The organism is Hoylesella nanceiensis DSM 19126 = JCM 15639 (assembly GCF_000379965.1).
Taxonomy (GTDB): Bacteria; Bacteroidota; Bacteroidia; order Bacteroidales; family Bacteroidaceae; genus Prevotella; species Prevotella nanceiensis.
In genome coordinates, this window is sequence record NZ_KB904328.1 from 316,386 (window position 1) to 340,998 (window position 24,613).

General features: G+C 41.7%; 15 protein-coding genes, 1 tRNA gene and 1 pseudogene. 13 read left to right on the top strand and 4 right to left on the bottom strand.

What is annotated here, in order from left to right; translation table 11 throughout:
* Positions 1-98 precede the first annotated feature (98 nt).
* The 10 genes and pseudogenes from A3GM_RS0104405 (at position 99) to A3GM_RS10985 (ending at position 18,943) form a co-directional block, all read left to right on the top strand.
* Positions 99-3,167 (top strand): SusC/RagA family TonB-linked outer membrane protein, encoded by a 3,069-nt coding sequence (locus A3GM_RS0104405; protein WP_018362181.1) that lies wholly within the window; start codon positions 99-101, stop codon positions 3,165-3,167.
* A gap of 24 nt (positions 3,168-3,191) precedes the next feature.
* The gene (locus tag A3GM_RS0104410; protein WP_025829839.1) at positions 3,192-4,784 is read left to right on the top strand and encodes a RagB/SusD family nutrient uptake outer membrane protein; all 1,593 of its coding nucleotides are present in this window, start codon (positions 3,192-3,194) and stop codon (positions 4,782-4,784) included.
* 17 nt (positions 4,785-4,801) lie between these two features.
* Positions 4,802-6,595, top strand: a complete 1,794-nt coding sequence (locus tag A3GM_RS0104415) for a T9SS type A sorting domain-containing protein (protein WP_018362183.1) — start codon at positions 4,802-4,804, stop codon at positions 6,593-6,595.
* Complete coding sequence (locus tag A3GM_RS0104420) at positions 6,592-8,910, top strand: T9SS sorting signal type C domain-containing protein (protein ID WP_018362184.1); 2,319 nt, start codon at positions 6,592-6,594, stop codon at positions 8,908-8,910. The genes A3GM_RS0104415 and A3GM_RS0104420 overlap by 4 nt, the downstream gene beginning before the upstream one ends.
* Positions 8,911-9,059: 149 nt before the next feature.
* On the top strand, positions 9,060-13,034 hold the full coding sequence (locus A3GM_RS0104425; RefSeq protein WP_018362185.1) for a two-component regulator propeller domain-containing protein: 3,975 nt from the start codon (positions 9,060-9,062) through the stop codon (positions 13,032-13,034).
* A 32-nt stretch (positions 13,035-13,066) separates the two neighbouring features.
* Positions 13,067-15,196 carry an alpha-galactosidase gene (locus A3GM_RS0104430; RefSeq protein ID WP_018362186.1) on the top strand — a complete coding sequence of 710 codons (2,130 nt, stop codon included), beginning with the start codon at positions 13,067-13,069 and terminating at the stop codon, positions 15,194-15,196.
* 361 nt (positions 15,197-15,557) lie between these two features.
* The gene (locus A3GM_RS0104435; protein WP_018362187.1) at positions 15,558-16,340 is read left to right on the top strand and encodes an acid phosphatase; all 783 of its coding nucleotides are present in this window, start codon (positions 15,558-15,560) and stop codon (positions 16,338-16,340) included.
* Positions 16,341-16,390: 50 nt separating this feature from the next.
* Complete coding sequence (locus tag A3GM_RS10980; protein ID WP_422723603.1) at positions 16,391-17,344, top strand: porin; 954 nt, start codon at positions 16,391-16,393, stop codon at positions 17,342-17,344.
* Positions 17,332-17,628, top strand: coding sequence for a porin (locus tag A3GM_RS11870; protein WP_422723604.1), 297 nt, complete (start codon positions 17,332-17,334; stop codon positions 17,626-17,628). Before A3GM_RS10980 ends, A3GM_RS11870 begins: the two co-directional genes overlap by 13 nt.
* A gap of 22 nt (positions 17,629-17,650) precedes the next feature.
* Positions 17,651-18,943: pseudogene (locus tag A3GM_RS10985) on the top strand (histidine-type phosphatase).
* A 207-nt stretch (positions 18,944-19,150) separates the two neighbouring features.
* Here the strand turns inward: A3GM_RS10985 and A3GM_RS0104450 are convergent.
* Together A3GM_RS0104450 and A3GM_RS0104455 are read right to left on the bottom strand one after the other, a co-directional pair.
* Positions 19,151-19,222 (bottom strand) — tRNA-Arg (locus A3GM_RS0104450).
* 304 nt (positions 19,223-19,526) lie between these two features.
* The gene (locus A3GM_RS0104455; protein ID WP_018362190.1) at positions 19,527-20,264 is read right to left on the bottom strand and encodes an ABC transporter ATP-binding protein; all 738 of its coding nucleotides are present in this window, start codon (positions 20,262-20,264) and stop codon (positions 19,527-19,529) included.
* A gap of 101 nt (positions 20,265-20,365) precedes the next feature.
* On the opposite strand from A3GM_RS0104455, the gene A3GM_RS0104460 reads away from it, so the two are divergent.
* Complete coding sequence (locus tag A3GM_RS0104460; protein ID WP_025829835.1) at positions 20,366-20,752, top strand: hypothetical protein; 387 nt, start codon at positions 20,366-20,368, stop codon at positions 20,750-20,752.
* Here the strand turns inward: A3GM_RS0104460 and ribD are convergent.
* A complete protein-coding gene (gene ribD, locus A3GM_RS0104465) occupies positions 20,741-21,739 on the bottom strand; it encodes a bifunctional diaminohydroxyphosphoribosylaminopyrimidine deaminase/5-amino-6-(5-phosphoribosylamino)uracil reductase RibD (protein ID WP_018362192.1) in 999 nt (332 codons plus the stop codon). The genes A3GM_RS0104460 and ribD overlap by 12 nt on opposite strands.
* A 20-nt stretch (positions 21,740-21,759) precedes the next feature.
* Here ribD and prmC point away from each other — a divergent pair, with 20 nt between their 5' ends.
* Both prmC and A3GM_RS0104475 read left to right on the top strand, forming a co-directional pair.
* A complete protein-coding gene (gene prmC, locus A3GM_RS0104470; protein WP_018362193.1) occupies positions 21,760-22,605 on the top strand; it encodes a peptide chain release factor N(5)-glutamine methyltransferase in 846 nt (281 codons plus the stop codon).
* A complete protein-coding gene (locus A3GM_RS0104475) occupies positions 22,602-23,084 on the top strand; it encodes a regulatory protein RecX (protein WP_018362194.1) in 483 nt (160 codons plus the stop codon). The genes prmC and A3GM_RS0104475 overlap by 4 nt, the downstream gene beginning before the upstream one ends.
* Positions 23,085-23,344: 260 nt before the next feature.
* Here the strand turns inward: A3GM_RS0104475 and A3GM_RS0104485 are convergent, their stop codons facing one another.
* Positions 23,345-24,574, bottom strand: coding sequence for a DUF4876 domain-containing protein (locus A3GM_RS0104485; protein ID WP_018362196.1), 1,230 nt, complete (start codon positions 24,572-24,574; stop codon positions 23,345-23,347).
* Positions 24,575-24,613: the final 39 nt, after the last annotated feature.

A 24,613-nucleotide genomic window follows, 5' to 3' on the forward strand; every position in this document is an offset into this window, starting at 1 on the left:
CCTTAGCCTTAAAAAGTTAATTTTGCAAGCAAAGATTTGAATTAACTTCATATAAAACCCAAACAATCAGACAATATTTAAAATCACACCAGAACATCATGAAGACGAAATCATTTTTAATTCTGACACTTTTAGGATGGCTTTCGGTTGCTACTGCAATGGCACAAGAACTGATCGTAAAAGGACTTGTTACTGATAATACCCAAGAACCACTTGTTGGCATTATTGTAAAAAGCAAGATTCAGTCGGTGGTGACCAATGCAAATGGTCGCTTTGAACTCAAAGCAAACGAGAACGACGTCCTGACTTTCTCGGGCATTGGATATGTTACAGCCACTCGAAAGGTGAACTCTGCCAACGAAATGACTGTCGTATTAGCTGAGAAAAACGAAAACATCGACGAGGTAATCGTGGTAGGAACAGCGATGAAACGTAGCGATCTTACAGGTTCATTGTCTACTGTTAACTCTCAAACACTGAATCAAAAGCCTGCAACTTCTATCAATGAAGCCCTACAAGGACGTGTTGCAGGTGTATTTATCACACCAGGTCAAAGCCCATCTGATGGTGCTGGCATCAAAATTCGTGGTACTAACACCATTAACTCAGGCAGTAACCCTATCTATGTCGTTGATGGTATGGTGATGAGCGATGCCTTTAACTTCTTTAACTCTATCAATCCAAACGATGTTGAGGAGATTCAAGTGCTTAAAGACACATCTGCTACTGCCCTATATGGTTCTCGTGGAGCTAATGGTGTAGTGGTAATCACAACCAAAAAGGCTAAACAAGGCAAAGGACAAATATCTTATGACGGCTGGATTGGCGTGACTACAATGGGTCATCGCCCTGCAACAATGAACACACAACAGCTTTATGACTTGCGTCTTGAGGCGTTTGCCAATGGCTATATGTATAACAATCCAACAGCAGACCGCCAGTCTTATATAGATAATGTATTACTAAAGAACAACATGGCCTTCTCTGAAGAAGAGCTTGCAGGTTACAATTCGGGCAATACTTATAACTGGCTCGATCGTGTTTCGCAAACAGGTATCAAGCAAAACCACACTCTTAGCTTCTCTAAAGCTACCGAAGGCACCAACCTTTATGTGAGCTTCAACACTACGAACACAAAGGGTGTGATTCTTAATACACGCCAAAAAAGCTACACAGGTCGTGTTAATGCCGACGCAAACATTAATCAATGGGTGAAGATTGGTACCAATACTTCTTTCACATACACTGAAGATAACGTTCCTTCTGACAACGTATTCAACAAGTCTTTATGGGCAAATCCCATGATTGATTATGCTCCTTACGAAGCAGATGCAACTCGTCACCTAAAGGATTACAGAACTCTTTATTGGAGAGCGCATACAGAACAGAACAATAACGACTTCAATCCGTTCAACTCTTTGGAGATTTCTCAAGACAGACAACGCAACTATTTGACTTCAGTTAACTACATTAACATCAATCCTATCAAGGGTTTAAACATACGTTCGACCTTCTCTTTGAACCACACTACACAGGCTTGGTTTGAATATATACCAACAGGTATTCAAGAAACTGAACGTAACAACAACGGAGATGCATTTTCTAAGCACGAGCGTTGGAGCACCACTACATGGCAATGGGACAACTCTTTGAGCTATGTTACAATGTGGGACAAACACCGACTCAACGCTATTTTGGGCACAAGTACAAGTAGAATCACCAACAACTATACCCTTGCAGGTGGTAGTAGATTTGCAAGTAACGACCTAACTTATCACAAGTTAAGCGGAGCAGCTAACTTAGAAAAGCGTTTAATCGATTCTGATTTCACCAATAGTAGCTTATTATCGTTCGTATCTCGTGTGAACTACGACTACGACAACCGCTACTTTGCTACCTTTACTGCACGCTATGATGGTTCATCTAAGTTTGGAACAGGTCACAAATGGGGCTTAATGCCTTCGTTCTCACTTGCTTGGAACATGGCTGGAGAGCAGTTTATGCAACCTTATAGCTCTTGGCTTAACAAGTTAAAGATACGTGCTGGCTATGGTGTTACAGGTAATCAAGATATTGAAAACTATGCTTATCTAACACTTTATTACCCTCAAATATCTAATGGAGTGGCTTCTTATCGCACAAGTGGACGCAGAGGTACACCTGGAATAACATGGGAAAAGCAACGACAAACGAACTTTGGACTTGATGTTGCTATGTGGAACAACCGCCTTAGCATGAGCATTGATGCCTTCTTTATTACCAACGACGATCTTTTAATGAATCACTCTCTTAACAGAACATCTGGTTATACCAACACTTGGGAGAACATCGGAACCATGACTAACCGTGGTTTGGAATTCACTGTGAATGCAACTCCTATCCAAACTAAAGACTGGCAATGGAATGTTGGTGCTAACTTATCGTTCGATCGCAATAAGATTACCCGTCTATACGGTGGCGTTAAAGAGATATTGAACGACACTTACAGAGAAGGAAACATCTTCTTAAACGAGCCTTTACACACTATTTATACTTATCGCACAGGCGGAATTGCTAACGAAAGCAACCGCTCTCAATGGGAAAACGTGAACTATAACGGTAAAACGGTGGCTCTTGGCGACCTATTCCCTGCTGATCTCAACAACGATAAGGTGATTGATCAAAAGGATAGAGAGATAGTTGGAACCACAACTCCTAAGTTCTATGGTGGTTTCTCTACTGACATTACTTGGAAAGGCTTAACACTTAACACTGTTTTCAACTATTCTGTTGGAGCAAAAAGAATTAGCTCTTACTACGAAAGCCTCATCAACAGTACTGGTGTAAGCAGCGCTTCAACTGATTTACTCGATCGTTGGACACCTCAAAATACAGGTGCTCAATTCCCAAGAGTAATAGATAATGTGACCTTATTCAATAGAGTTTCACCCTCAGACCTTGATTTCTCTATTCAAAATGCGTCATATCTAAGACTCTCAACTCTATCATTGAGTTACCAAGTGCCAAGAAGTATCCTCTCATCTATAAAAGTTAACTCATTGAAAGTGTACTTCACTGCATCTAATCTCTTCTGCATCACTCCTTATAAAGGCTTCGATCCAGAATTAGGAGATAGCAAATATCCTCCAACAAAGATGTTTGTTTTTGGTCTTAACTTTAGTTTTTAACCTCATTTTGAATCAATTAGAGTCATGAAAATTAGTATAAAACACATTATAGTGCCGCTATTTACAGGTTGTATCACTCTTTGTACATCTTGTTCAGATTTTCTTACAGAAGAAAGTTCAACGGCTTTATCTGAAAAAAAGATTTATTCTAATCTCCAATATGCAGAGCTTAACCTTGAAAGTATCTACACTCAATGGCGCAACAACTGCTTTAAAGACGAGCATGTGTGGATGTTCCTCATTGCAACCGACGAGATACAGAGCGGTGCTTATCAAGCTTTAAAGTCGGGAGCACAACGTGCTGCGATGGAAACTTTCGACGCAAACCTCAACAGTCAGCACGAAAGAATCACCAATGAGTGGAACAATCGCTGGCCATGCGTTACTTCTGCGGCTAAAATTATTCACGCATTGAATAACAATGGCTTACAAACCAACAAAGAGCAAGCAAAGATTTATGGCGAAGCATCATTCTTACGTGGTTGTGTAGACTATCAGTTGGCAATGTATTGGGGACGCATTCCTACCATAGACATGGGCAAAACAGAGCAATTAGGCTATGGACGTCAGTCGCTTAAAGACACTTGGCAGTTTATAATTAACGACTTCCAAGAAGCTGCTAAGTATTGTTCTGAAACCCAAAAGCCTGGTCGCGCCACTCGATGGGCAGCCCTTACCATGCTTGGAAAGGCGCTTATGTCGGCTCCAGAAGAAACTGGTTTGCGTGATTTTGCAAAGGCTCAAGAATGCTTTGACGAAATTATTAAGTCTGGAAAGTTCAGACTTAATGAAGACTTTGCAGACCTTTGGGACTACAACAAGCAAAATACACCAGAGTCTATCTTTGAGTTTCAATTCAAAAATGCCTCTCCCGACAACAATCAAATACAGTTCCAAATAGGTAGTCGTGCTGCACAAAGCAAGTTTACAGACGCTTGTTACTTTGCAGGATACGACCATGCTGTACCCACTAAATATGCTTATTCAACCAAAGCAGATGGTGGTGTGTGGGAAGATGGCGATCTTAGAATGGCCGAAAGCATACGTACCGACTTCACTTGGTTCAATGGTGAGACTCCAACTCTTCAAGGATTGGAATGGGAAGGACTTGGAAACGACTACGACGAGCTACTTCCTCATATCCGAAAGTATGAAGATTTCCGCACAGATAGCCACTCAGGACTTGGCGTTAACAACATGTGGCACTCTGGAAAGAATATCCCTTGGTTGCGTTATGCAGACGTATTGCTTCTCAATGCTGAATGTTTAAACGAGCTTGGTCGCACAACTGAAGCCATTAACCTCATCAATTCAACCATCAGAACACGTGCTTGGGGTGGCTCTTTGCCTGCAGATAAGCAATGGACAGCTATGAGTAAGGAAGAATTCCGCACACAAATTATGGACGAACGCATGCGTGAACTCTTCGGAGAGCAATGGAGACGTATCGATTTAGTGCGTACAGGAAACTTCGAAAAGCTTGTAAAACTACGCAACGAGTGGTCTAAGCGTTTCGCAACCATACATTCTTACAACACTGTTCTGCCTATTCCTCTCACCGAGATTCAACAAAATCCAGACATGAAAGAGGCTGATCAAAACGAAGGATACAAATAACTTAAAAGCTATAACACATGAACTATCGATTACCTATTATGCTTTTAGTTGCAACTCTCTCTTCTACAGGGCTAAAAGCAGCAGACAAAGTAGAGAAACCAACCTTCTCTAAGGTTACAATCCCTACCACTTCTAATATGTTTCAGGGCAATCATGCCTTTGCAGATATGAACGCTGACGGCAAAATGGACTTGCTTGTTAAGGGCCGAAACCTTGACAATGGATGGAATCCAGAGGCTTTTGCCTTGATCAGCACAGGACAGTCGCTCGCCACTAAAATCTCTTTCGAGATCTCAAACGGCTGGCACAAGGTTGTAACTCCTATCGACTACAACAACGATGGCTATCCCGATATATTGCTTTCTGCATCTCGTGGCGCAGAACTTTACCGCAACGACCAGGGTAAAAAGATGGTGAAAGTAAGCAATTTCGCCATTGAAGACCTTGAATTAGATAACGACGACAACAAAGAAATACGCTATACTGGCTTGGTTGCAGTGGCAGATTTCAATGCAGATGGTTGGCAAGATATTGCCACTTTCGATAAATCTAGCAACCCTGTGCTCTACCTTAATAATCAAGGTACAGGCTCTTTCACCAAGAAAGACAATTCAGGTTTAGCAGCACAACGCAACGGAACAATTGCAGCTGCTGACTTTAACAACGATGGCCACATCGACTTAGCGGTGAGCGGATGGAGCGATTCTGCAGGAGGAACTTATCTATCTGTTTATAAAAACAATGGAGATGGAACCTTTACCGACATTAAAGCCGACACAAGTGCAGGCGGTAGCGTTGCAGGAACAGAGAAAGGAGACATCATGTGGGTTGATGCTAATGCTGATGGACTCATGGATTTATTCATAACAGGAGCTTCTTCGCTTTATTCTTGGAACAGCAAAGCCTTACTATACCTCAACAAAGGCAACAACACTTTCACCAAACACACTACCGATTTCGTAGGTGTTAAGAAGAGTGGAGCAGCTTGGTGCGACCTTAACAACGATGGAACAACCGACATTATCTATGCTGGCGAAACACAAGACGGCAAAGCTAAAACCATTGTTGCATTAGGAAAGAAAGACGGTTCGTTCGAGGTTTACGACAACTTGCTATCTGGTGTGCGCAGTGGAGCTGCAGTTTCTATTTTCGACTACAACGCTAATGGTAGCGCAGAAGTAGTTTGTATGGGTTGGGGCGACAACGAAAAGTTCGCTGTTTACACCGATGCCAACCTCAAAACATTGAACACTCGCCCTACAGCACCCACTAACTTGCAAATTCAAAACGAGGCTGATGGAGCCTTATTAACTTGGAATGCAGGTACAGATAGAGAGACTCCCGTTGCAGCTTTGCGCTACAATGTGTTCATTAAGCTAAAGAACGGACAGGTTTTCACCATGATTCCTGCCAACATCACAACAGGTTCTTTGATCATACCCAATGTAAACAATGCCATTGCTACACGCTCTTTCAAAGTAAAGGCGTCTGCCTCTGACATCGAAAGTTGGGGAGTTCAAACCATAGATCAAGCTAAAAGCACCAGTAGTTTTGCTGTAGCTCAAACCACAGGAATAAGCAATACAACAGTTCAAGAAGGCAATGCAGATGTCACCTTCACTCAAAACGGATTCCAAATCAACGCAACTCAAGATGCTCACATCTATCTATACGATGTAGCAGGAAACCTTCTTGAACAACAAACCATCAAAAATAACACGTCCTACACATCCCATTTACCAAAGGGAGTTTACATTCTTAAAGTTCAAACAAACAAAAAGAATCAAACTTTTAAAGTAATAAGCAAATGAGATTTCAAATAAGACAACTAACATTTTTATTAATACTTAGTGCTCTTACCAACTTTGTAAACGTACATGCGACGGATATTCATTCGAATGATTGGGATATAACACTCAATCCCAATCATTCGTTTACCTTCAATTATAAAGGAAAGACGCTGCTAAAGAATGCTTATGCACGAGCAATAAGCAGTGATAATGACGAGCTTTTGTCGTTAGATTACCCTGCAATAACACAGAGATTAGAAGCCATAAGCGATGCTTTTGGAACAGGAACAAAGTATATTTACACTTTTTCTGGACGACAAGGCAAACCCGATATGGAACAGGTTTTCTATCTATACAACAACCATAACTACTTGCTTACAGAGCTTTCGTTGGTTGTTTCATCAGGTAGAGTAAGCTCACATCTGCTTGCTCCCATCACAACCACAACGGCATTGTCTTTCTTACCCACACAAGGCGACAACAGAGTGCTCACAGTTCCTTTCGATAATGATAAGTTCCGCACTTACAATGCCATGAAATGGTCGTTGCTAAGCATTGGTGCTACCTCGTCAGAAGTAACTGTTTTGTATAATGTTTCAACCCGTGAGGCTCTTTGTTTGGGAAGTATTGAACACGATACATGGAAAACTGGAGTCGAAGTTCGCACTTCGGGAAGCAACACTTTAAAGCGACTTACCCTCTATGGAGGCTATGTTAGCTCTGCAACCAACGATGTGGCAACACGTCATGGCAGTGTTTCTGGCACCCGAGTGAAGTCTCCTAAGATGTTTATCGGTTACTTTAACGACTGGAGAACAGCGTTAGAAACCTATGCAGACGCTAATGCTTTGGTGCGTCCAAAGAAAGAAAGCAACAAAAAAGGTATCTTTGGCTGGCAAAGTTGGGGTGGCATGGAGAAGAAAGTGAACTACGAAGGAGCTGCAGATGTGTCGGACTTCTTTGCACAACGCTTACAAAACGAATTCTCAAAAGACAATAGTCATAAGACTTACATGGTGCTCGACTCGTATTGGGACAACCTAAACGAATCGCAATTGCGCTCTTTTGCAAGTCAATGTACAGCCAAAGGACAAACCCCAGGCATCTATTTCACTCCCTTTTCTTTTTGGGGAAAGGAGTCGGAATTAGACTGGTCGGTACCTGGGACCAATGAACGATATAAGTATAAGGATATTGTTTTGCGTGTAAACAACAATCCAATAAAGGTGGGTGGTGCTTTTTCGTTAGACCCAACACACCCTGGAACCAAGCAAATGCTTGCAAGTAAGTTTGCACAATTCAAGTCGTGGGGCTATCGTTTCATTAAGTTAGACTTCTTAAACAGCGGAAGTGTAGAGGCTGATCGCTATTACAATAGTGCTGTAACCACTGGTATGCAAGCCTATACTGAGGGTATGCAATATGTAGAAAGTCAGCTAAACGATTTCTTTATCGACCTTTCTATCTCGCCATTGTTCCCCAATTTTGGTCATGCAAGACGCATTTCGTGCGACGCTTGGGGCAAGATTTCAGACAGTCAATATGTTCTAAACAGTTTAAGTTTAGGCTGGTGGTTAGATAGATTATATCCTTTTAACGACCCCGACCACATTGTTTTTGCTGGAAACAACGACGGAGCGAATCACATTCGCTACACAACGGGCGTCATTACAGGAATGATTTTGTTAGGTGATAACTTCAGCTTACAAGGCAGTTACAAAGGACTTGAGGCTTACAGACAGCAGGCTTTGCGCACAGCAACTAACAAAGAGGTGAACAATGTAGCTATGCTTGGAAGTTCTTTCCGCCCTGTTGAAGGCTCATTGGCTAACATCTTCTTGCGTGGAGGCACCGACAATGTGTTCTATTTAGATACCCCTGAGGCCTTCTATGTGGCTGTATTCAATTTCAATACCAGTCAAGAACTATCGCTATCGTTAGACAAAAAGCGATTAGGAGTAGACAACATCACCAATATTACCGAGCTTTGGACAGGTCAAAAGCTATCGCTCTCGGGCGAAACTCTATCTGTAACCGTACCCACAGGTGATGCTCGTTTATACAAAATCGATAAAACAAGTACCTCTATTTATACCCTACAACGTGACACTTCTTCAGTGGAAGTGTCACATTTTGGCGACTTATTGCACGTTTCAGCAGCAGAAAACATTCGTTATATCGAGCTTTTCGACCTAACAGGAAAGTCAATTGCTCGTCATAACATAGCGTCTGAAAGCACAAGTGCCATCCTTTCGGTTCCTGGCAAGCAATTAGTTATTGTTAAAGTGCAACTTGCTTCAGGACAAAAAGTAAGTAAAACTATTCAATGTTTATAAAAAAAAGGTTAGTATTCGAAAGGAGATAGAAGGTCTAAGGGCAACTATTCAAGCTAAGTAGATACCACATCTCCTTTCTATTTAATAACTAACAGAGCTATTGAAGGATACAACAGAAAAACATTATCAATAGTATAATTCACTCATAGATGAACAGAACAGTGAGAATACCAACATTTTTATTAACGCTTTTGCTTCTATGTATGGCCTCATACATACAAGCAAGAGACCATTTCTCATTCTCACACATCAACGGAAACAATGGTCTTTCATCTGGAAATGTCAAAACTATTCTTCAAGATAGTCGAGGATTGATGTGGTTCGGAACGAAAAACGGCCTCAACAGATACGACGGATATTACGTTAAACACCTCGACTGCTACGACCACCAACGCCACATTGGTAACAATAACATCGGTGCTTTATACGAAGATGCACAGAAAAACCTGTGGATAGGCACCGACAGAGGCATCTATATCTTCTATCCCACCACTGCAACTTTTCAGTTTGTGGCTTCTAAAACCGCAAGCGGTGTAAGCCCCGACAACTGGGTTCAAGAGATTTGTGGCGACAAACGAGGCAATATTTGGGCGCTACTTCCCGACATGGGTGTGTTCCGTTGGAACAAGGGCGCAATGAGTTACTATCGCATCACACAAAAGAAAGGCATCAAAAAGCAAAACCCCACGAGTATTTGCGTGCAACCTTCGGGCGATATTTTGGTAGGAACAGCAGGAGCAGGACTCTTTCGTTACGATGCTAAAGCCGACTGCTTTAATTACATTTACGAAGGCGATGCTTTCCAACTACAAAACAAAAACATCATAAGTATTTGCAATGAGAACAACAATCATGCGCTCTTGAGTTGCGAAAATGGCAAACTTTATCGCTATAACCTATCTACCGGCAAGATCACTCCTATGACCTACTCTATGAGTGGACGCATCTTTTTGCGTGACTTGCAATGCATCGACAACGAATTGTGGATAGGAACACAACAAGGTTTGTATGTTATCGACCTAAAAACAGGCAATGAGCGGTATCTAAAAGAAGATTTAGAGAATCGTTTCAGCTTGTCGGATAATGTCATTTATTATATCTATCACGCCCCAGATAAAAGCGTTTGGGTGGGAACTATGTTCGGTGGAGTGAACTATATCATGGGCAATCCCTTCTATTTCAAAAGCTTTTTATCGTCTAACTTCGCCTCTTCGAAAGAACATATACGCATAAGAGGATTGTCGAAGTTTGATAATGGGCAGATGATGATAGGTAGTGAGGCACATGGCACCTATCTTTTTAATCCCCAAACAGAGCAATTCACAAAGAATCAAGCCTCACACAACACCACAGGGGTTACGTTTATACGCAACTCTAAGGGCAACTTGCACATCGGATTGTTGCGCAATGGCTTGAGAACAATCGAGCAAGGCAAAGACTTTATCTTATCTGAAATAGACTCAGAAACCAACGATAACAGCGTATATTCATCGCTCACCGACCGCCAAAACAACCTATGGGTGGGCTTAGGATCGGGACTTTATGTGCGAAAAGCAGGCACAACAACTTTCCAACGCATTAAAGAAGTGGGCTACGATTGGGTTTTCGACCTCTTAGAAGCCAGCGATGGCACGCTATGGATGGCCACTATGGGTAATGGAATATGGCATTACACACCTCGAACCAACACTTTTAAACGATATGTTTACGATCCTCGCAAGCCCAATGGTCTTCGTTCGAACTCTATCAGTTCTATTATGGAAGACAAACAGCGCAATATTTGGTTTTCAACCGACCGAGGAGGAATTAGCAGATACAATGCAAAGAGCGACAATTTTACATCGTGGGGCATTGCAGAAGGGCTTCCCGACGATGTAACCTATGATATTTTACAAGACGCAAAGGGCTTTTTATGGTTCGGAACCAATAAGGGATTGGTTAAATTTAACCCACAAAACGAGTCGATTAAGGTGTTTACTACTAAAGATGGGCTACCTGGAAACGAGTTTAACTACCACTCGGCGGGCAGTGACAACATGGGTAATTTCTACTTTGGAGGCATCGATGGCTTGGTAAAGTTCAATCCTTTAAAACACATTCCTCACGCTCAAAAGCCTAAATTATACTTCACTCGCCTACTCATTGACGGCAAAGAGGTGGCAGGAAGCACCGACATCTTGTTTAAAGATAAAATCACTCTGCCCCACGACTCTGCCAATATCGTATTAGAAATGGCTTCTCCCGACTTTGTTTCGATGGGCAACAAGCACTATAAATATAAGTTAGAGCCTGTTGATAAAGAGTGGATTGAGGTGAACATGCAAGGCAATGTGCCCTCAATATCTTATGCAAACTTGCCAATTGGCACCTACACGCTACATGTTTTGGTTGAAAACAACGGTCAAATCAACGAGCGTCAAATAGAAATAGTGATCCTTGCGCCTTGGTATAGAACCTCTTGGGCATATATTTGCTATGGTTTATTGCTCATATTGGTGTTCTTCTTTTGGTTCAGATGGTATCGAAAATACAAAGACAGAGATATCAAAGTGCGCCAAAAGCTCTTGACCAGCGAGAAAGAAAAGGAGGTATTTGAAAGTAAGGTGCGTTTCTTTACAGAGATTGCGCACGAAATTCGCACGCCTTTAACATTGATAGAAGCTCCGTTAGAGTCGATGAGTGAGATGGAAATAGAGAACAAACAGATGAGTCACTACTTAGATGTTACCCGCAGTAACACCAAACGTTTGTTACAACTCACCGAGCAGTTACTCGATTTCAGAAAGGTTGAAACGGCCAATTTGCAAATGCATTACGAAGAAACCAACGTCAACATGTTGCTCAACAACATTGTTTCTCGTTTCGAACCCACCATAACACTCAGGAGAAAGAATCTCATTTGCAACATCACCGACGAGCCAATTATATCTGAAATAGATAGAGAAGCCGTTACAAAGATTGTGAGTAACCTGTTGAACAACGCTTTAAAATATACCCGAAGCACCATTGTTGTGGAGTTAGAGTTGAAAGAACACAACTTTGAAATACGCATTATGAGCGATGGACGCAAGATAACTGCCGACGAGGCACGTCACATTTTCGACCCATTCTTCCAATTAGGCGACACCAACGACAAGCATGGTGGGGTTGGATTGGGCTTATCTGTTGCCCATTCACTTGCTGAAATGCACGGAGGAACGCTCTTTTTGGCCGCAGATAGCCACGAAGAGAACGTGTTTGTGTTGTCGTTGCCTTTTAAAAGCAAAGACGAAAAGGCTGCACAGCTATTAACCAACGAGGCAACCAACTATATATCGCTCGACGATTCGCCTCTACAAACGCCTAACCAACAAGGCTACACGCTGCTATTGGTGGAAGATCACGACGAGATGCGACAATTTATTGCCGAACAGCTCGAACTGCATTTCATTGTAGAAACTGCCTCTGACGGAAACGAAGCCTTGGCTATTTTGGGCGAAAGACATATCGACATCATTGTTACAGACATCATGATGCCCAACATGGATGGCTTTGAACTATGCAAAAAAGTGAAGAGCGACATCAATATATCACATATTCCGATTGTCCTACTCACTGCAAGAAACGACATACAAAGTAAGATCGAAGGTTTAAAAGCAGGCGCAGAATCGTATTTAGAGAAGCCTTTCTCTATTAAATACCTACGTCAGCAGCTCCTTTCTATCCTCGATAACCGCCGAAGAGAGCGCACTGCTTTCTCGCAAAACCCATTCTTCAGTATGGATAGTATGAAGACCAATAAGGCTGATGAAGAGTTTATTAATAAGGTAATATTGAAGATTGAAGAGCATCTTGCAGACGAAACGTTTAATGTTGAGACTATGGCAGACCTCTTTTGTATGAGCCGTTCGAGTCTACTTAGAAAGATAAAGACCCTCTTTAACCTTTCTCCTGTGGAGCTAATACGCACCATTCGCATGAAAAAGGCGGCACAGCTCATTCAAGAAGGCAACCATTCTATTGCCGATGTAGGCTTTATGGTGGGCATCACCTCACCCGCTTATTTCAGTAAGCAGTTTGGAAAACAATTTGGAATAACCCCCAAAGACTTCGAAAAACAATGCAAAGCAAATTCTAAAAGCTAATAATATTATATACAATTTATTCACCTCAACTTATGAAATATTTAGCATCAATACTCTTGTCAGTGGGCTTTCTACCGCTTTCTGCACAAGAAATTGTTATTAATACCAATAACACTGCATTGGTATTACATGTTGATAAAGACAAGCGAGTGTATCAAACGCACCTCGGTAAGCGACTCATGCACGAAAATGAGTATGCTCTTTTGCCTCAAATGGGCGAAGTGTGCATTTCTAATGGCAACGGAAACTATTTCGAACCTGCCTTCCACTTCACCAATAGCAAGGGAAACGAAACGGTAATACTTAAATATGTGTCGCACCAAGTGAAGAAAAGCGACGGCAACAGCACTGAAACCATTGTGCTTTTAACCGACAGCGTGCGACAAAACAGCGTGCGTTTGTTCTACAAGGCCTATCCAAAAGAAAACGTTATCGTTACTCATTCTGAAATTATCAATAACGACAAAAAACCTATTGCGTTGAAGAAATATGCCTCTTCGATGCTTCATTTCAGGGCACAAGACTATTATCTCACCCAATTCAATGGCGACTGGGCTGCCGAAGCGGGCATCACTGAAAGTAAATTGGGCTTTGGAAAGAAAATCATCGATAGCAACTTGGGCACCAGAGCCAATATGTTTGCATCGCCCTTCTTCTTGCTTTCGCTCGATAAAAAGGCTGATGAGAACAACGGACAGGCTATTCTTGGAACATTAGGGTGGACAGGTAACTTCCGCTTTACATTTGAAAAAGACCACGAAAACAAGCTAAGAGTGATTAGTGGCATCAACCCTTTCAACTCTGAATATCAGCTCAAGGCTGGCGAAACCTTCGTAACTCCTGAGTTCATCTTCACTTATAGCGACGAAGGAACGGGCAAAGCAAGTAGAAACTTGCACAACTGGGCTCGCAAATATCGTGTGAAAGATGGCGAAGGCGACCGCTTAACGCTGTTGAATAACTGGGAAGCTACGTTCTTTGACTTTAACGAAAAGAAGATTGTTGACTTGATTAGCGAGGCGAAGTCGTTAGGTTTAGATATGTTCTTGCTCGACGATGGCTGGTTTGGAAACAAGTATCCACGCAACGACGACAAAGCTGGTTTGGGCGATTGGCAACCTAATAAAAAGAAACTTCCTAACGGAATTAAGGCTTTAACCGATGCTGCTAAGCAACAAGGCGTGAAGTTTGGCTTGTGGATTGAGCCTGAAATGATTAACCCAAAGAGTGAGTTGATGGAGAAACACCCTAACTGGGTGGTGGCATGGAACGACAGAGAGCGTTACTATTTCAGAAATCAATTGGTGTTAGACCTTAGTAATCCTGAGGTTCAAAAGTATGTTTACGACATTGTCGACGGCTTGCTTACAACCTGTCCAGACATCGCTTACTTTAAATGGGACTGCAATAGTCCACTCACTAACATCTACTCTAATTACGAGAAAGAACACCAGTCGCACCTATTTGTCGACTATGTGAAAGGACTCTACAAGGTGCTCGACCGCCTAAAGACTAAATATCCTAAGATTCCTATGATGCTTTGCTCGGGCGGTGGCGGTCGTACCGACTACGAGGCGTTGCGCTATTTCACTGAATTTTGGGCGAGCGACAACACCGATCCTATTGATCGTCTCTACATTCAATGGGGCTTTTCGCACATTTTCCCAGCCAAAACCATTTGCGCTCACGTAACAGAATGGAACCGAAAGGTTGACCTTAAATTTAAAGTTGATGTGGCAATGATGGGCAAAATGGGCTTCGACCTCAACTTCTCTACCCTTCCTAAGGCCGATGCAGACTTCTGTAAGAACGCAGTGAAGGCGTATAACGGCTTTAAAGACATCATTTTCAAAGGCGACCTCTATCGTTTGGTGTCACCATATAGCAACACTCACACTGCCACTATGTATGTAGACGAGGCACAAAAGCGTGCAGTGGTGTTTGCATTCGACATCTTCCCACGATATAGCACAGCTGAGTCTACCCGCCTAAAACTACAAGGATTGCAGGCAAACAAGATGTATAAGGTGAAAGAAATTAACCGCTACGACGGCAAAGACATCGAAGTGGGCACTTTCTCGGGCGACTATTTGATGACTGTGGGCATGAAAGCTTTCTCTGAACACCGCCTTCAAAGTAGAATTTTCTTGGTGGAAGAATAGGCGAACATCTGCTTGAAATAAATAATATCCTTACTCAATAATCTCACGTTGGCACTCCTTTGCTGGCGTGAGGTTTTTCTTTATCCCCACCAAAAGCAATGCTTTTTAGTTGCAAAAGCAATGGAATTACACCCTAAAAGCAATGCTATTGCACTGAAAAAGCTATACTTTTAAAATAAATAATTTTATACTTGAATTGCTCTAAAACGCCCTAAAAATGGCTATTTATGGGCATTTTTTGCAAATAGTTGCAATTGAGAAAAATGGTAAAACAACAAATTACAACTATTTTATAAGATGATTTATATCTATATTTGCGACATAAATCAAATTTTAACATCACTAAATCAACTATTTCATTATGAAAATCAAACACGCTTTACTTGCTGCTGCAGCGCTATTTGTTGCAACAAGCTCTTTTGGACAAGAAAAAATTAAAGATGTAAGAACTAAACCTGATTTGTATTTCCTACAAATTGGCGAAGTAGCTAACAGCTTAAAGCTTCTTCCTCCACCACCACAACCAGGTTCAATTCTATGGTTAAACGACGTATCTCAATATCAATGGGGTAAGATGCAACGCAATACTGAGCGTGGAGATCAAGCAGTTGCAGACGCAAGAGTAAATGGTGATGGTGTGCCCAACGCCTTTTCTGATGCTTTCGGCATTCGTATTTCAAAAGAAACAACACCCGAAATATATAAATTAGTACTTAACATGCGTGAAGACGCTGGTGACCTTGCTACACGTGCAGCTAAAGATCACTATATGAGAATTCGTCCTTTCGCATTCTTTAAAGAAGACACTTGTAACCCAGAACAACAACAAGAACTTTCAACAAACGGTTCTTATCCATCAGGTCACACTGCAATTGGTTGGGCAACAGCTCTTGTTTTGGCAGAAATTAACGTAGATCGTCAAAACGAAATCTTACAACGTGGATTCGAAATGGGTCAAAGTCGTGTAATTTGTGGTTACCACTTCCAAAGCGATGTTGATGCAGCTCGTATCGTTGCAAGTGCTGTTGTGGCTCGTCTTCATGCTAACGACGCTTTCAACAAGCAATTAGAAAAGGCTAAGAAAGAATTTGCTGCACTTGTGAAAGCAGGTAAAGTGAAGAAAAGTACTTTCAAAGCAAACTAAGAAGAAACAAGAATATAGACAACATTTTTCATTCTCTCAACTCACATAAAATGAAAAAATTAGTTGTAATGGGCACGCTCCTTTTAAGCGGTTGGGGTGTGGCCCTTGCCCAAACAGACTCTACCGCAACTGAAAAAGGGGCTACTTTAGCAGCTACTCCTGTTGCAGTTAGCGCACCTACAGAGACTGTTAGCAAGGTGAAAGAAGAACCAAAGTTGAGTGTTAAGCCAACAGGTAGGATTTTGTTCGATGCTGCTTTATTTGCACCAAAGAATCAAAAAGATCTGTTTAACGACGGATTTGGTGTCCCAGACGCTCGTGTTGGTGTGGCAGCAAAATACGATAAGTGGTATGCTAAGGTGGATATCGGCTACGCATACGGCAAAGTTGGATTGAAAGACATTCTTCTTCAATATAGATTTAACGAACATCAGCTACTTAGAGGAGGTTACTTTGTGCATCAATTCGGTTTACAAAGTGCTACAAGTTCATCTTTCAAGATCTCTATGGAAGAGCCTATGAGCCAAGGAATATTCGGCGATCCTCGTCTATTGGGTTTGATGTATGTTCACAACCTCGATAAGTTCTTCGGAACATTCAGTTTCTTCACAGAATCGAACTCAATGAAGATGCCTTCAGACCAGTTAGGAAATCAAGGCTTCGGAATGATGTCTCGCTTGCTATATAAGCCTTTCACAGAAGACGGAAATATTCTACATATCGGTATTTCAGGCGCATTCGAGACTCCACAATACGACAAAACAGCAGCACTTAACCACAAAGTATATACTTTAGCATCACCTTTCCCAACCCGAGTAGCGAAAATCACGGCTATACAAGCAAGGGTAGAGAATGCTAAACGCTTGTTTAAAATAAGTCCAGAGATAACTGCTGCGAAGGGAAAATTGGGTATTGAGGCTCAATACTACTATTTAACTATCGCACTGACAATGGCTTTCAAAACTATAAAGCAAGTGGTGCATACTGCAGTTTGCGTGGCTTGATTAAAGGACCAGACTATAGTTACACTCATGCAGATGGCGGAATTGATACTCCAAAGCCTGGTTCTATGGAGCTTGTAGCCGCTTATAACTACACAGATCTATCTGATCACAAAGCAAATATATTGGGTGGACGAGCAAATGACTGGTCGTTAACCTACAATTACTACCTCAATAAATACATGATTTGGCGTTTGCGTGCATCTTACACCAAAGTAACTGATCGTGCAGGATACGACAATAATCATGTGGGAATATTAGAAACCCGACTCCAAGTCAAGTTTTAATTAACTTATCCTACCAAACATCATGAAACGTAAGTACATCTTTCTATCATTATTACTGCTAAGTTTATGGCTCAACCCCATAACTTTAACAGCGCAAATCAAACGTAGCGATAGTTTCAAAGAAAAGTATTCGCTCAAAGAAGTCGTTGTTTTGAGTCGCCACAACATACGCTCTCCTCTATCAAATGGAGGGAGTGTATTGGGCAAACTCACCCCACATCAGTGGACAGATTGGAGCTCTTCAGCGAGTGAATTAACCCTTCGAGGAGGTGCTTTAGAAACTATCATGGGTCAATTTTTTAGAAAATGGCTCGTAAAAGAAGGATTATTTCAAGAAAATTATGTACCTTTGCACGATGACATATTGGTATATGCCAACAGTATGCAGCGCACAATAGCTACCGCACGCTATTTTTCTGCAGGATTTATGCCTATCGCAGACATCCAAGTTCACCATAGATTCTCGCCAAGTAAGATGGATCCTATCTTCTTTCCAAGGCTCACTAAGGTGTCAGAAGAATTCAAAAAGGAAGCTTTAAAGCAAATAGCTGCAATGGGAGGAAAACGTGGTATTGTTGGAATCAACGAAGAATTAAAAAGCAGTTATGATATCATTGAAAACACACTTGATTAAAAAAACTCTCCAGCTTGTAAGGAAGGCATCGCTTGTTCGTTTGATGATTACAACACAAAGATACTCCTAGAGCTTGGAGAAGAGCCTCAAATGAAGGGTTCTTTGAAACTTGCAAACACTGCATCAGATGCTTTTATCTTGCAATACTACGAAGAGAGCGACGCAAAGAAGGCGGCTTTTGGCCACGATTTGACGCTATCGGATTGGGAAAAGATTGCAAAAGTGAAAGATGTATATGGAGATGTGCTCTTTGCAGCACCCATAGTGGCAGTGAATGTGGCTCATCCTTTGTTGGTTTATATCAACGATGAGCTGAATGCAGACAAGAGAAAGTTCACCTTTTTGTGTGGACACGACTCTAATATCGCCAGTGTTGGCGCAGCATTGGGTATCGAACCCTATTCGCTTCCCAATACAATTGAAAAGAAAACGCCCATCGGATGCAAACTTGTTTTCGAGAAATGGGTAGATAAAAAAGGTGAGGTTTTCGTTGCATTGAATCTCGTTTATCAATCAACAGACCAGCTTCGAGGACTCAAACCGCTCGATCTTAAGACACCACCAATGGTGTTTGAGCTCAAACTTAAGGGATTAACGCCCAATAATGACGGTTTATATACGTTCAAAGACGTGAACAATCGATTTGTTGAGGCTATTCGTGCATATGAGAATATCAAATAAAATAAATCTGTTTTAATTATGTTACGTAAAGAATTCCGATGAGCTGTGAAGTTCGTTGGAATTCACTTTTTCATTTTTCTTCTACTTAAAATGTGCTCCTATGGACACAAAATAAAGGGAAAGTGCTTGTGTAAGTACTTTCCCTTCTTCGTTATTTAGATAATCATCCTCGATTACTTTTATTTCAAGTAGAATGCTTTTGCCTTGTACTCCCACCGAGAATCGAACTCGGATCAAAGGTTTAGGAAACCTTCGTTCTATCCATTTAACTATGGGAGCGAGGCTTTTCACCAAACGCAATGATGCTGTTTGTTGCTTCAATAATGGTGATTTGCACCTAAATATTAATGAAATGCTATTACAACTTAATCTTTTCGCTTAGTAAATTCAAAAAGATTCTCTTGAAATAATTGTTCAACTGCAAAGTTAAACATTAATTATGAAATCCCCAACCGCAAACGTTTTTTTTTGATTGTCACACGTCATAGATCAGAATAAAAATGATGTTGCACTCTTTTTGAGGTGCTTTATAAAGGGAAATAGTCTTATTGAAAGCCGAAACCACCCTGAAACCGCCCCACTATTACAGGCTATATCCCAACTCAGCCACCTGCTTTTTCATCGCCTCATCATTGCATCTTCCCGTGATAAGTTGCCCTTCTGAAGACATAAACCACAGCTCTGGGTCGGCTTTTAAGGCGATATCGAGATCGTGAGTGGATAGAATCACAATCTTATTGTATTCCTTTGCCAATCTATTGAGCTGTTGCATCAGTTCCACTTTACTTGGATAATCCAAGAAAGCACTGGGCTCATCTAACAACATTAGCGGTGTTTCTTGCGCCATTGCCTTTGCTATAAACGCCTTTTGACGCTCTCCATCGCTCAGCATCTGCACCTTTTTATGTTTCAAATGCTGAATATTCAAGAGCGAAATAGCCTGATTTACCATTTCGATGTCATGCTGATTCAATCGCCCAAAGAAGCCAGTATGAGGCAATCTGCCCAACGAAACCAACTCAAAAACGCTCATTTCGCCCGTGTCTATCTTGTCGGTTAGCACCACACTCACCAGCTTCGACAGCTCATTTGCAGTGTAGTTGCCCACCAATTGCCCGTTTATCAACACCTCTCCCGCCACAGGTGCAATGAAACCAGCCAGCGTTCGCAACAGAGTTGTTTTGCCAACGCCGTTCTTTCCAATCAAACAAATCAGCTCATTGCGGGCTATCTCCACATCAAAGGCGCATTGGTTAATGGGCACCTGCTTTCCTTTTGAGGCATAACCCACCTGCAATTGGTTCAGTTTTAGTTCTATCATCACTACAAAGATACGTCTTTCGTTGTTTTAATGCACTGCTTCATTCAAAAAAGTAATGAAAATTAAATCGCCAATTACTTTTTTTCTTATCTTTGTGCATCATGATAAGACAAGATTATTTTATTCGATTAGTAAAAGAGTTTGCGGCTGCTTTGCAACGAGCAATGGCTAAAAAAGACTATGAAAAGCGCAGAGAAGCCATCAAAGACCTATACACTCAGTTCGTGGGAGACTATCAGTTCTACCACACAGCCACTATTGATGACGTGATGAAAGAGGCTGAAAGCTTTCCAGAAAACGAGCGTTTGGTGAAGTTAGAGATGCTTGCAGAGTTGTATTTTGCCGAAGCAGACTACCTTTCTAACCCCTTTAAAGAAGTGATTTTGAATAAAGCTTACAGCTTATATCTATTTGTTGATAAATATAGTAACGACTACTCTATCGACAGAAAGCATAAGCTCGACACCTTAAAAGCACTACTTCCCTAACAAACCGCCTTCTTTCACCAACACAAAAGTTTGGTTTCCGTCCCAATCCTCGTGCTCAATTAGTTTTGCATTAGCAGGAATTTGAGGCGCACGGGTGCCCTTTCCCACAGTGAAAGGAGCCGTTTCTATATGTATTTCGTCCCATAAGTCGGCCTCAATAAACGAGTTATGGGTTTTTAATCCACCTTCAACCATTAGCGATTGAATATTTTCTGCGTGCAAAGACGATAGCAACTCGGGGATAGTTGTTTTGCTCGACAGCACCACTTTCTTAGGATCTTGCCCACTCCAGTGGCGCACATTCAATCTTGGACATTCCTTTCTCTCTGTATTATTGCCCACAAGTATGGCGTCACTCTCGGCTCTTAGCTTGTGAACCAACATCGAAGTAAAAGGAATAGAGATAGCCGTTGCCTCGCCATTGCAATCGATAAAGCCGTCAAGAGTTTGCGCCCATTTCAATATAATGTATGGACGTTGAAGCGTGTTCGAGGTGATAAAGAATCGATTTAAGAACAAACATTCTTTTTCTAACACGCCTACAAGCACCTCAACACCTGCTTTTCGCAAGCGTTCTATGCCCCTTCCGCTCACCTCCGAATAAGGATCTACACAGCCCACAACCACCTTTTTCACTCCTTTAGAGATGATTAAGTCGGCACAAGGCGGTGTTTTTCCAAAGTGAGAGCAAGGCTCTAAGCTCACATACAGCGTGGCTTCGGGCAACAAATGCTCGTCTTTAGCCTCTACCGACGCAAATGCATTGACCTCTGCATGCGCCTTTCCGTATTCAATGTGATAGCCTTCGCCTATAATTCTGCCGTCAACAACAATCACCGAGCCCACCATTGGGTTGGGTTTAGCACCTTCTCTGCCGTTCAAAGCCAAGTCAATACAACGTCGCATATAGCGTTCGTGTGTCGCATTGGTTGTGTCACTGCGTTCTAACTGGGGCTGTTCGGGGTTGTTTACTTTGTTTTCTTGCATAATTTTATTACTTTTGCAACATGGCATATTACACGGAGTTATGGCGCCAACTGGTGCCTTTATATGGCGAAAACGAGGCTAAAGCTATTGCGAAACTGGTGTTCGAGGTGGCTTTTAACCTGTCTTTCACCGATATATTGTGCAACAAAGATACACAATTATCTAAAGAACAAGAGCATAACCTACAAAAAATAACAGAGCAATTGTTGACTGGCGAGCCTGTGCAATATGTGCTTCAACAAGCGTGGTTTGCTGGTTCTTGGTTCAAAGTGCATAGCGGTGTGCTCATTCCTCGACCCGAAACAGAAGACCTTTGTTATTGGATTGCCGAACAACCCACCCTTTCTTCGCTTTCAAGTCCCAAGATATTAGATATCGGAACTGGCTCTGGTTGCATCGCCATCACCCTCTCTCAGCTCATTAAAAATGCCCAAACAACGGCTTGGGACATAGCTCCTGAAGCCCTTTCGTTGGCAAAAGAGAATGCTAAGGCGATGAATGTGTCGCTCGAAGTGATAGAGCAAGATGCCTTAAATGCGCCTTGCGACCACGAGAAGTGGGATATCGTTGTGAGCAATCCGCCTTATATCACACCGCAAGAGCAAAGCGAGATGGAGGCGAACGTGTTGCAGTTTGAACCCAACTGCGCCTTGTTTGTGCCTGAAAACAATCCGCTCATCTTCTATAAAGCCATCACCCACTATGCACAAAAGGCGTTGGTGCAGGGCGGAGCCTTATTCTTTGAAATCAATCCGCTCTTTGTTTCTGAAATGAAGAGCCTTCTTGCCGAATCGGGATTCGCTGATATCGAGGTGCTTATCGACCGCTTTGGAAAAGAAAGACATGTGAAAGGAGTGAAGAAATGACTGAATTAACTGAAAAAGAGATTATTAAGAAGCTTTCAACGGCATGCGTTAAACGTGAATATTGCACCCAAGACATGCAAAAGAAAATGCGCCTTTGGGGTGTAGATGCCGACACACAAGCCTCTGTTTTGACTTATCTCACCAAAAATAAATATGTTGATAACGCTCGTTATGCTCGTGCTTTTGTTTTCGACAAGGCTCGATATAACAAATGGGGACGCAAGAAAATTGACTATTCTCTACGTTTAAAGGGCATCGACTATGCGCTCTATGCCGACCTTTTAGACGAGGTAGAGGACGATGATTATCGTGAAACGCTGCTCCAAATACTCAAAACCAAACGCAAACAAATTAAAGATACCGACGAATATAAGGTGCGCAACAAACTCATTCGCTTTGCTCTTGGACGTGGTTTTACGATGGATCAAACCCTCAAAGCATTGAAAGAAATGGGACAAGAGGTCGACGATATTTTTTAAGTCAATAACCCTTACTCACTAAAAGCACCCCTATCACCTTTTAAAAGCGTTGTTATTACCTGCTAATAGCAATGCTTTTATTGTTCAATAGCTATGCTCTTGCTTGTCAAGGTGTGTCTTGCCCTGTGGCAAAGGCGTTGAGGAAGCCTAACAAAGACGAAAGAAGCGGACACAAAAAAGCCAGCGAGCCCACTCTTTTTATATAGCAAGAGTGGTTCACTGGCGTTCTTCTTATCAAGAGAAATTTTATTCTTTTCTACTTACTTTGTTAACAACGAAGGTGTTGTTTTTGGTGTAAAGTCGTTTGTTGAGTTGTTAGTATCAACATATTTGCCATTCTCCATTCTACGAATAACTGCTGTTCCGTAAGCTGTTTTGTCGCCTAAACCCTCAAGACAGTAAGTAAATCCAGCATCAAGTTTTGGAGAAATAACATTCCACTTATATTCATTCTTCATACCAAGGTTCACTGCATCGATGATCCAAGAATTGGGAACGAGGTAGCCTTTGGTTGTCATTACCTTCTCAGTAGTGTTAAATTTGAATAGATAGGTAGCGTCATACTGATAGTCTTTCATATAAGTTTCTTTGCTAACAGGTATTCTTGCCAACGCATAAGTTTCAACACCACCGCTGTGAAGCACTGTGATTGAAGCCGATTTAGCAAACCAACGATCAAGATTAGGAACGTTTGGTTGATCTTCGTCCACTACTCTATTGGTGCTAATATCGTAGATTTCGAAATTAGCTTTGCTCAAATCAGGACCATGAGGCACAAATTTTGAGTGGTCTTTTCCATTCAATGCAATCACAATACTCTTGCCTGCAGCCACTGGAACATCTTTACCTGTACCAGGAATCATAAACAATGAGCCTGCAAGCATACTGTTACTGCGGAAGTCTTTGGTGTAGTCGTGTTTCAAACTACTAATGTTTGCACTTTGAAGGAATACCAAGCTGTCTGCATAAAGTGTGTTATCGGTATTGTTAGTGATGATAACATACTGGCCATAAAGATAAGGTTTGCCCTCAGTTGTAAGCATTTGAGTGAAGAATACTTCAGAAATTACGAAGCCTTCTGCTGTGTTATACACCTCAGGAAGCAGTGTAATGCTGTTAGTTGTAGCGTTTTCACCAACCGAAACATTGTTTTGTTGAGCACGAACTTGTGACTCTAAGGTCTTGTTATCGAACTTATAGGTTGCTTTACCTGTCATTACTACATTGTAAGTACCCACATTTAAAGTAGCATCAGCCACATATTGGTTTCCTTTTTGTGTGAAAGTGTTCAAAACAGTCTTTGCTCCTGTTTGCACATTCACAAGAGTTAGCTCGATATTTTGCAAGGTTGCATCGGTTAAATCGGCTGGAACATTCACTGCAAAAGTGGCTTTCGACTGAGAAATAGTTTCCTCATTGTCTGAACAAGACACAAACATTGTTGAGCAACCAACGATGAACAACAATGCCATTAAAATTTTCTTTGTCATGATTTGTTTGTTTTTGTTGTTTAATTTGATATTCTATTG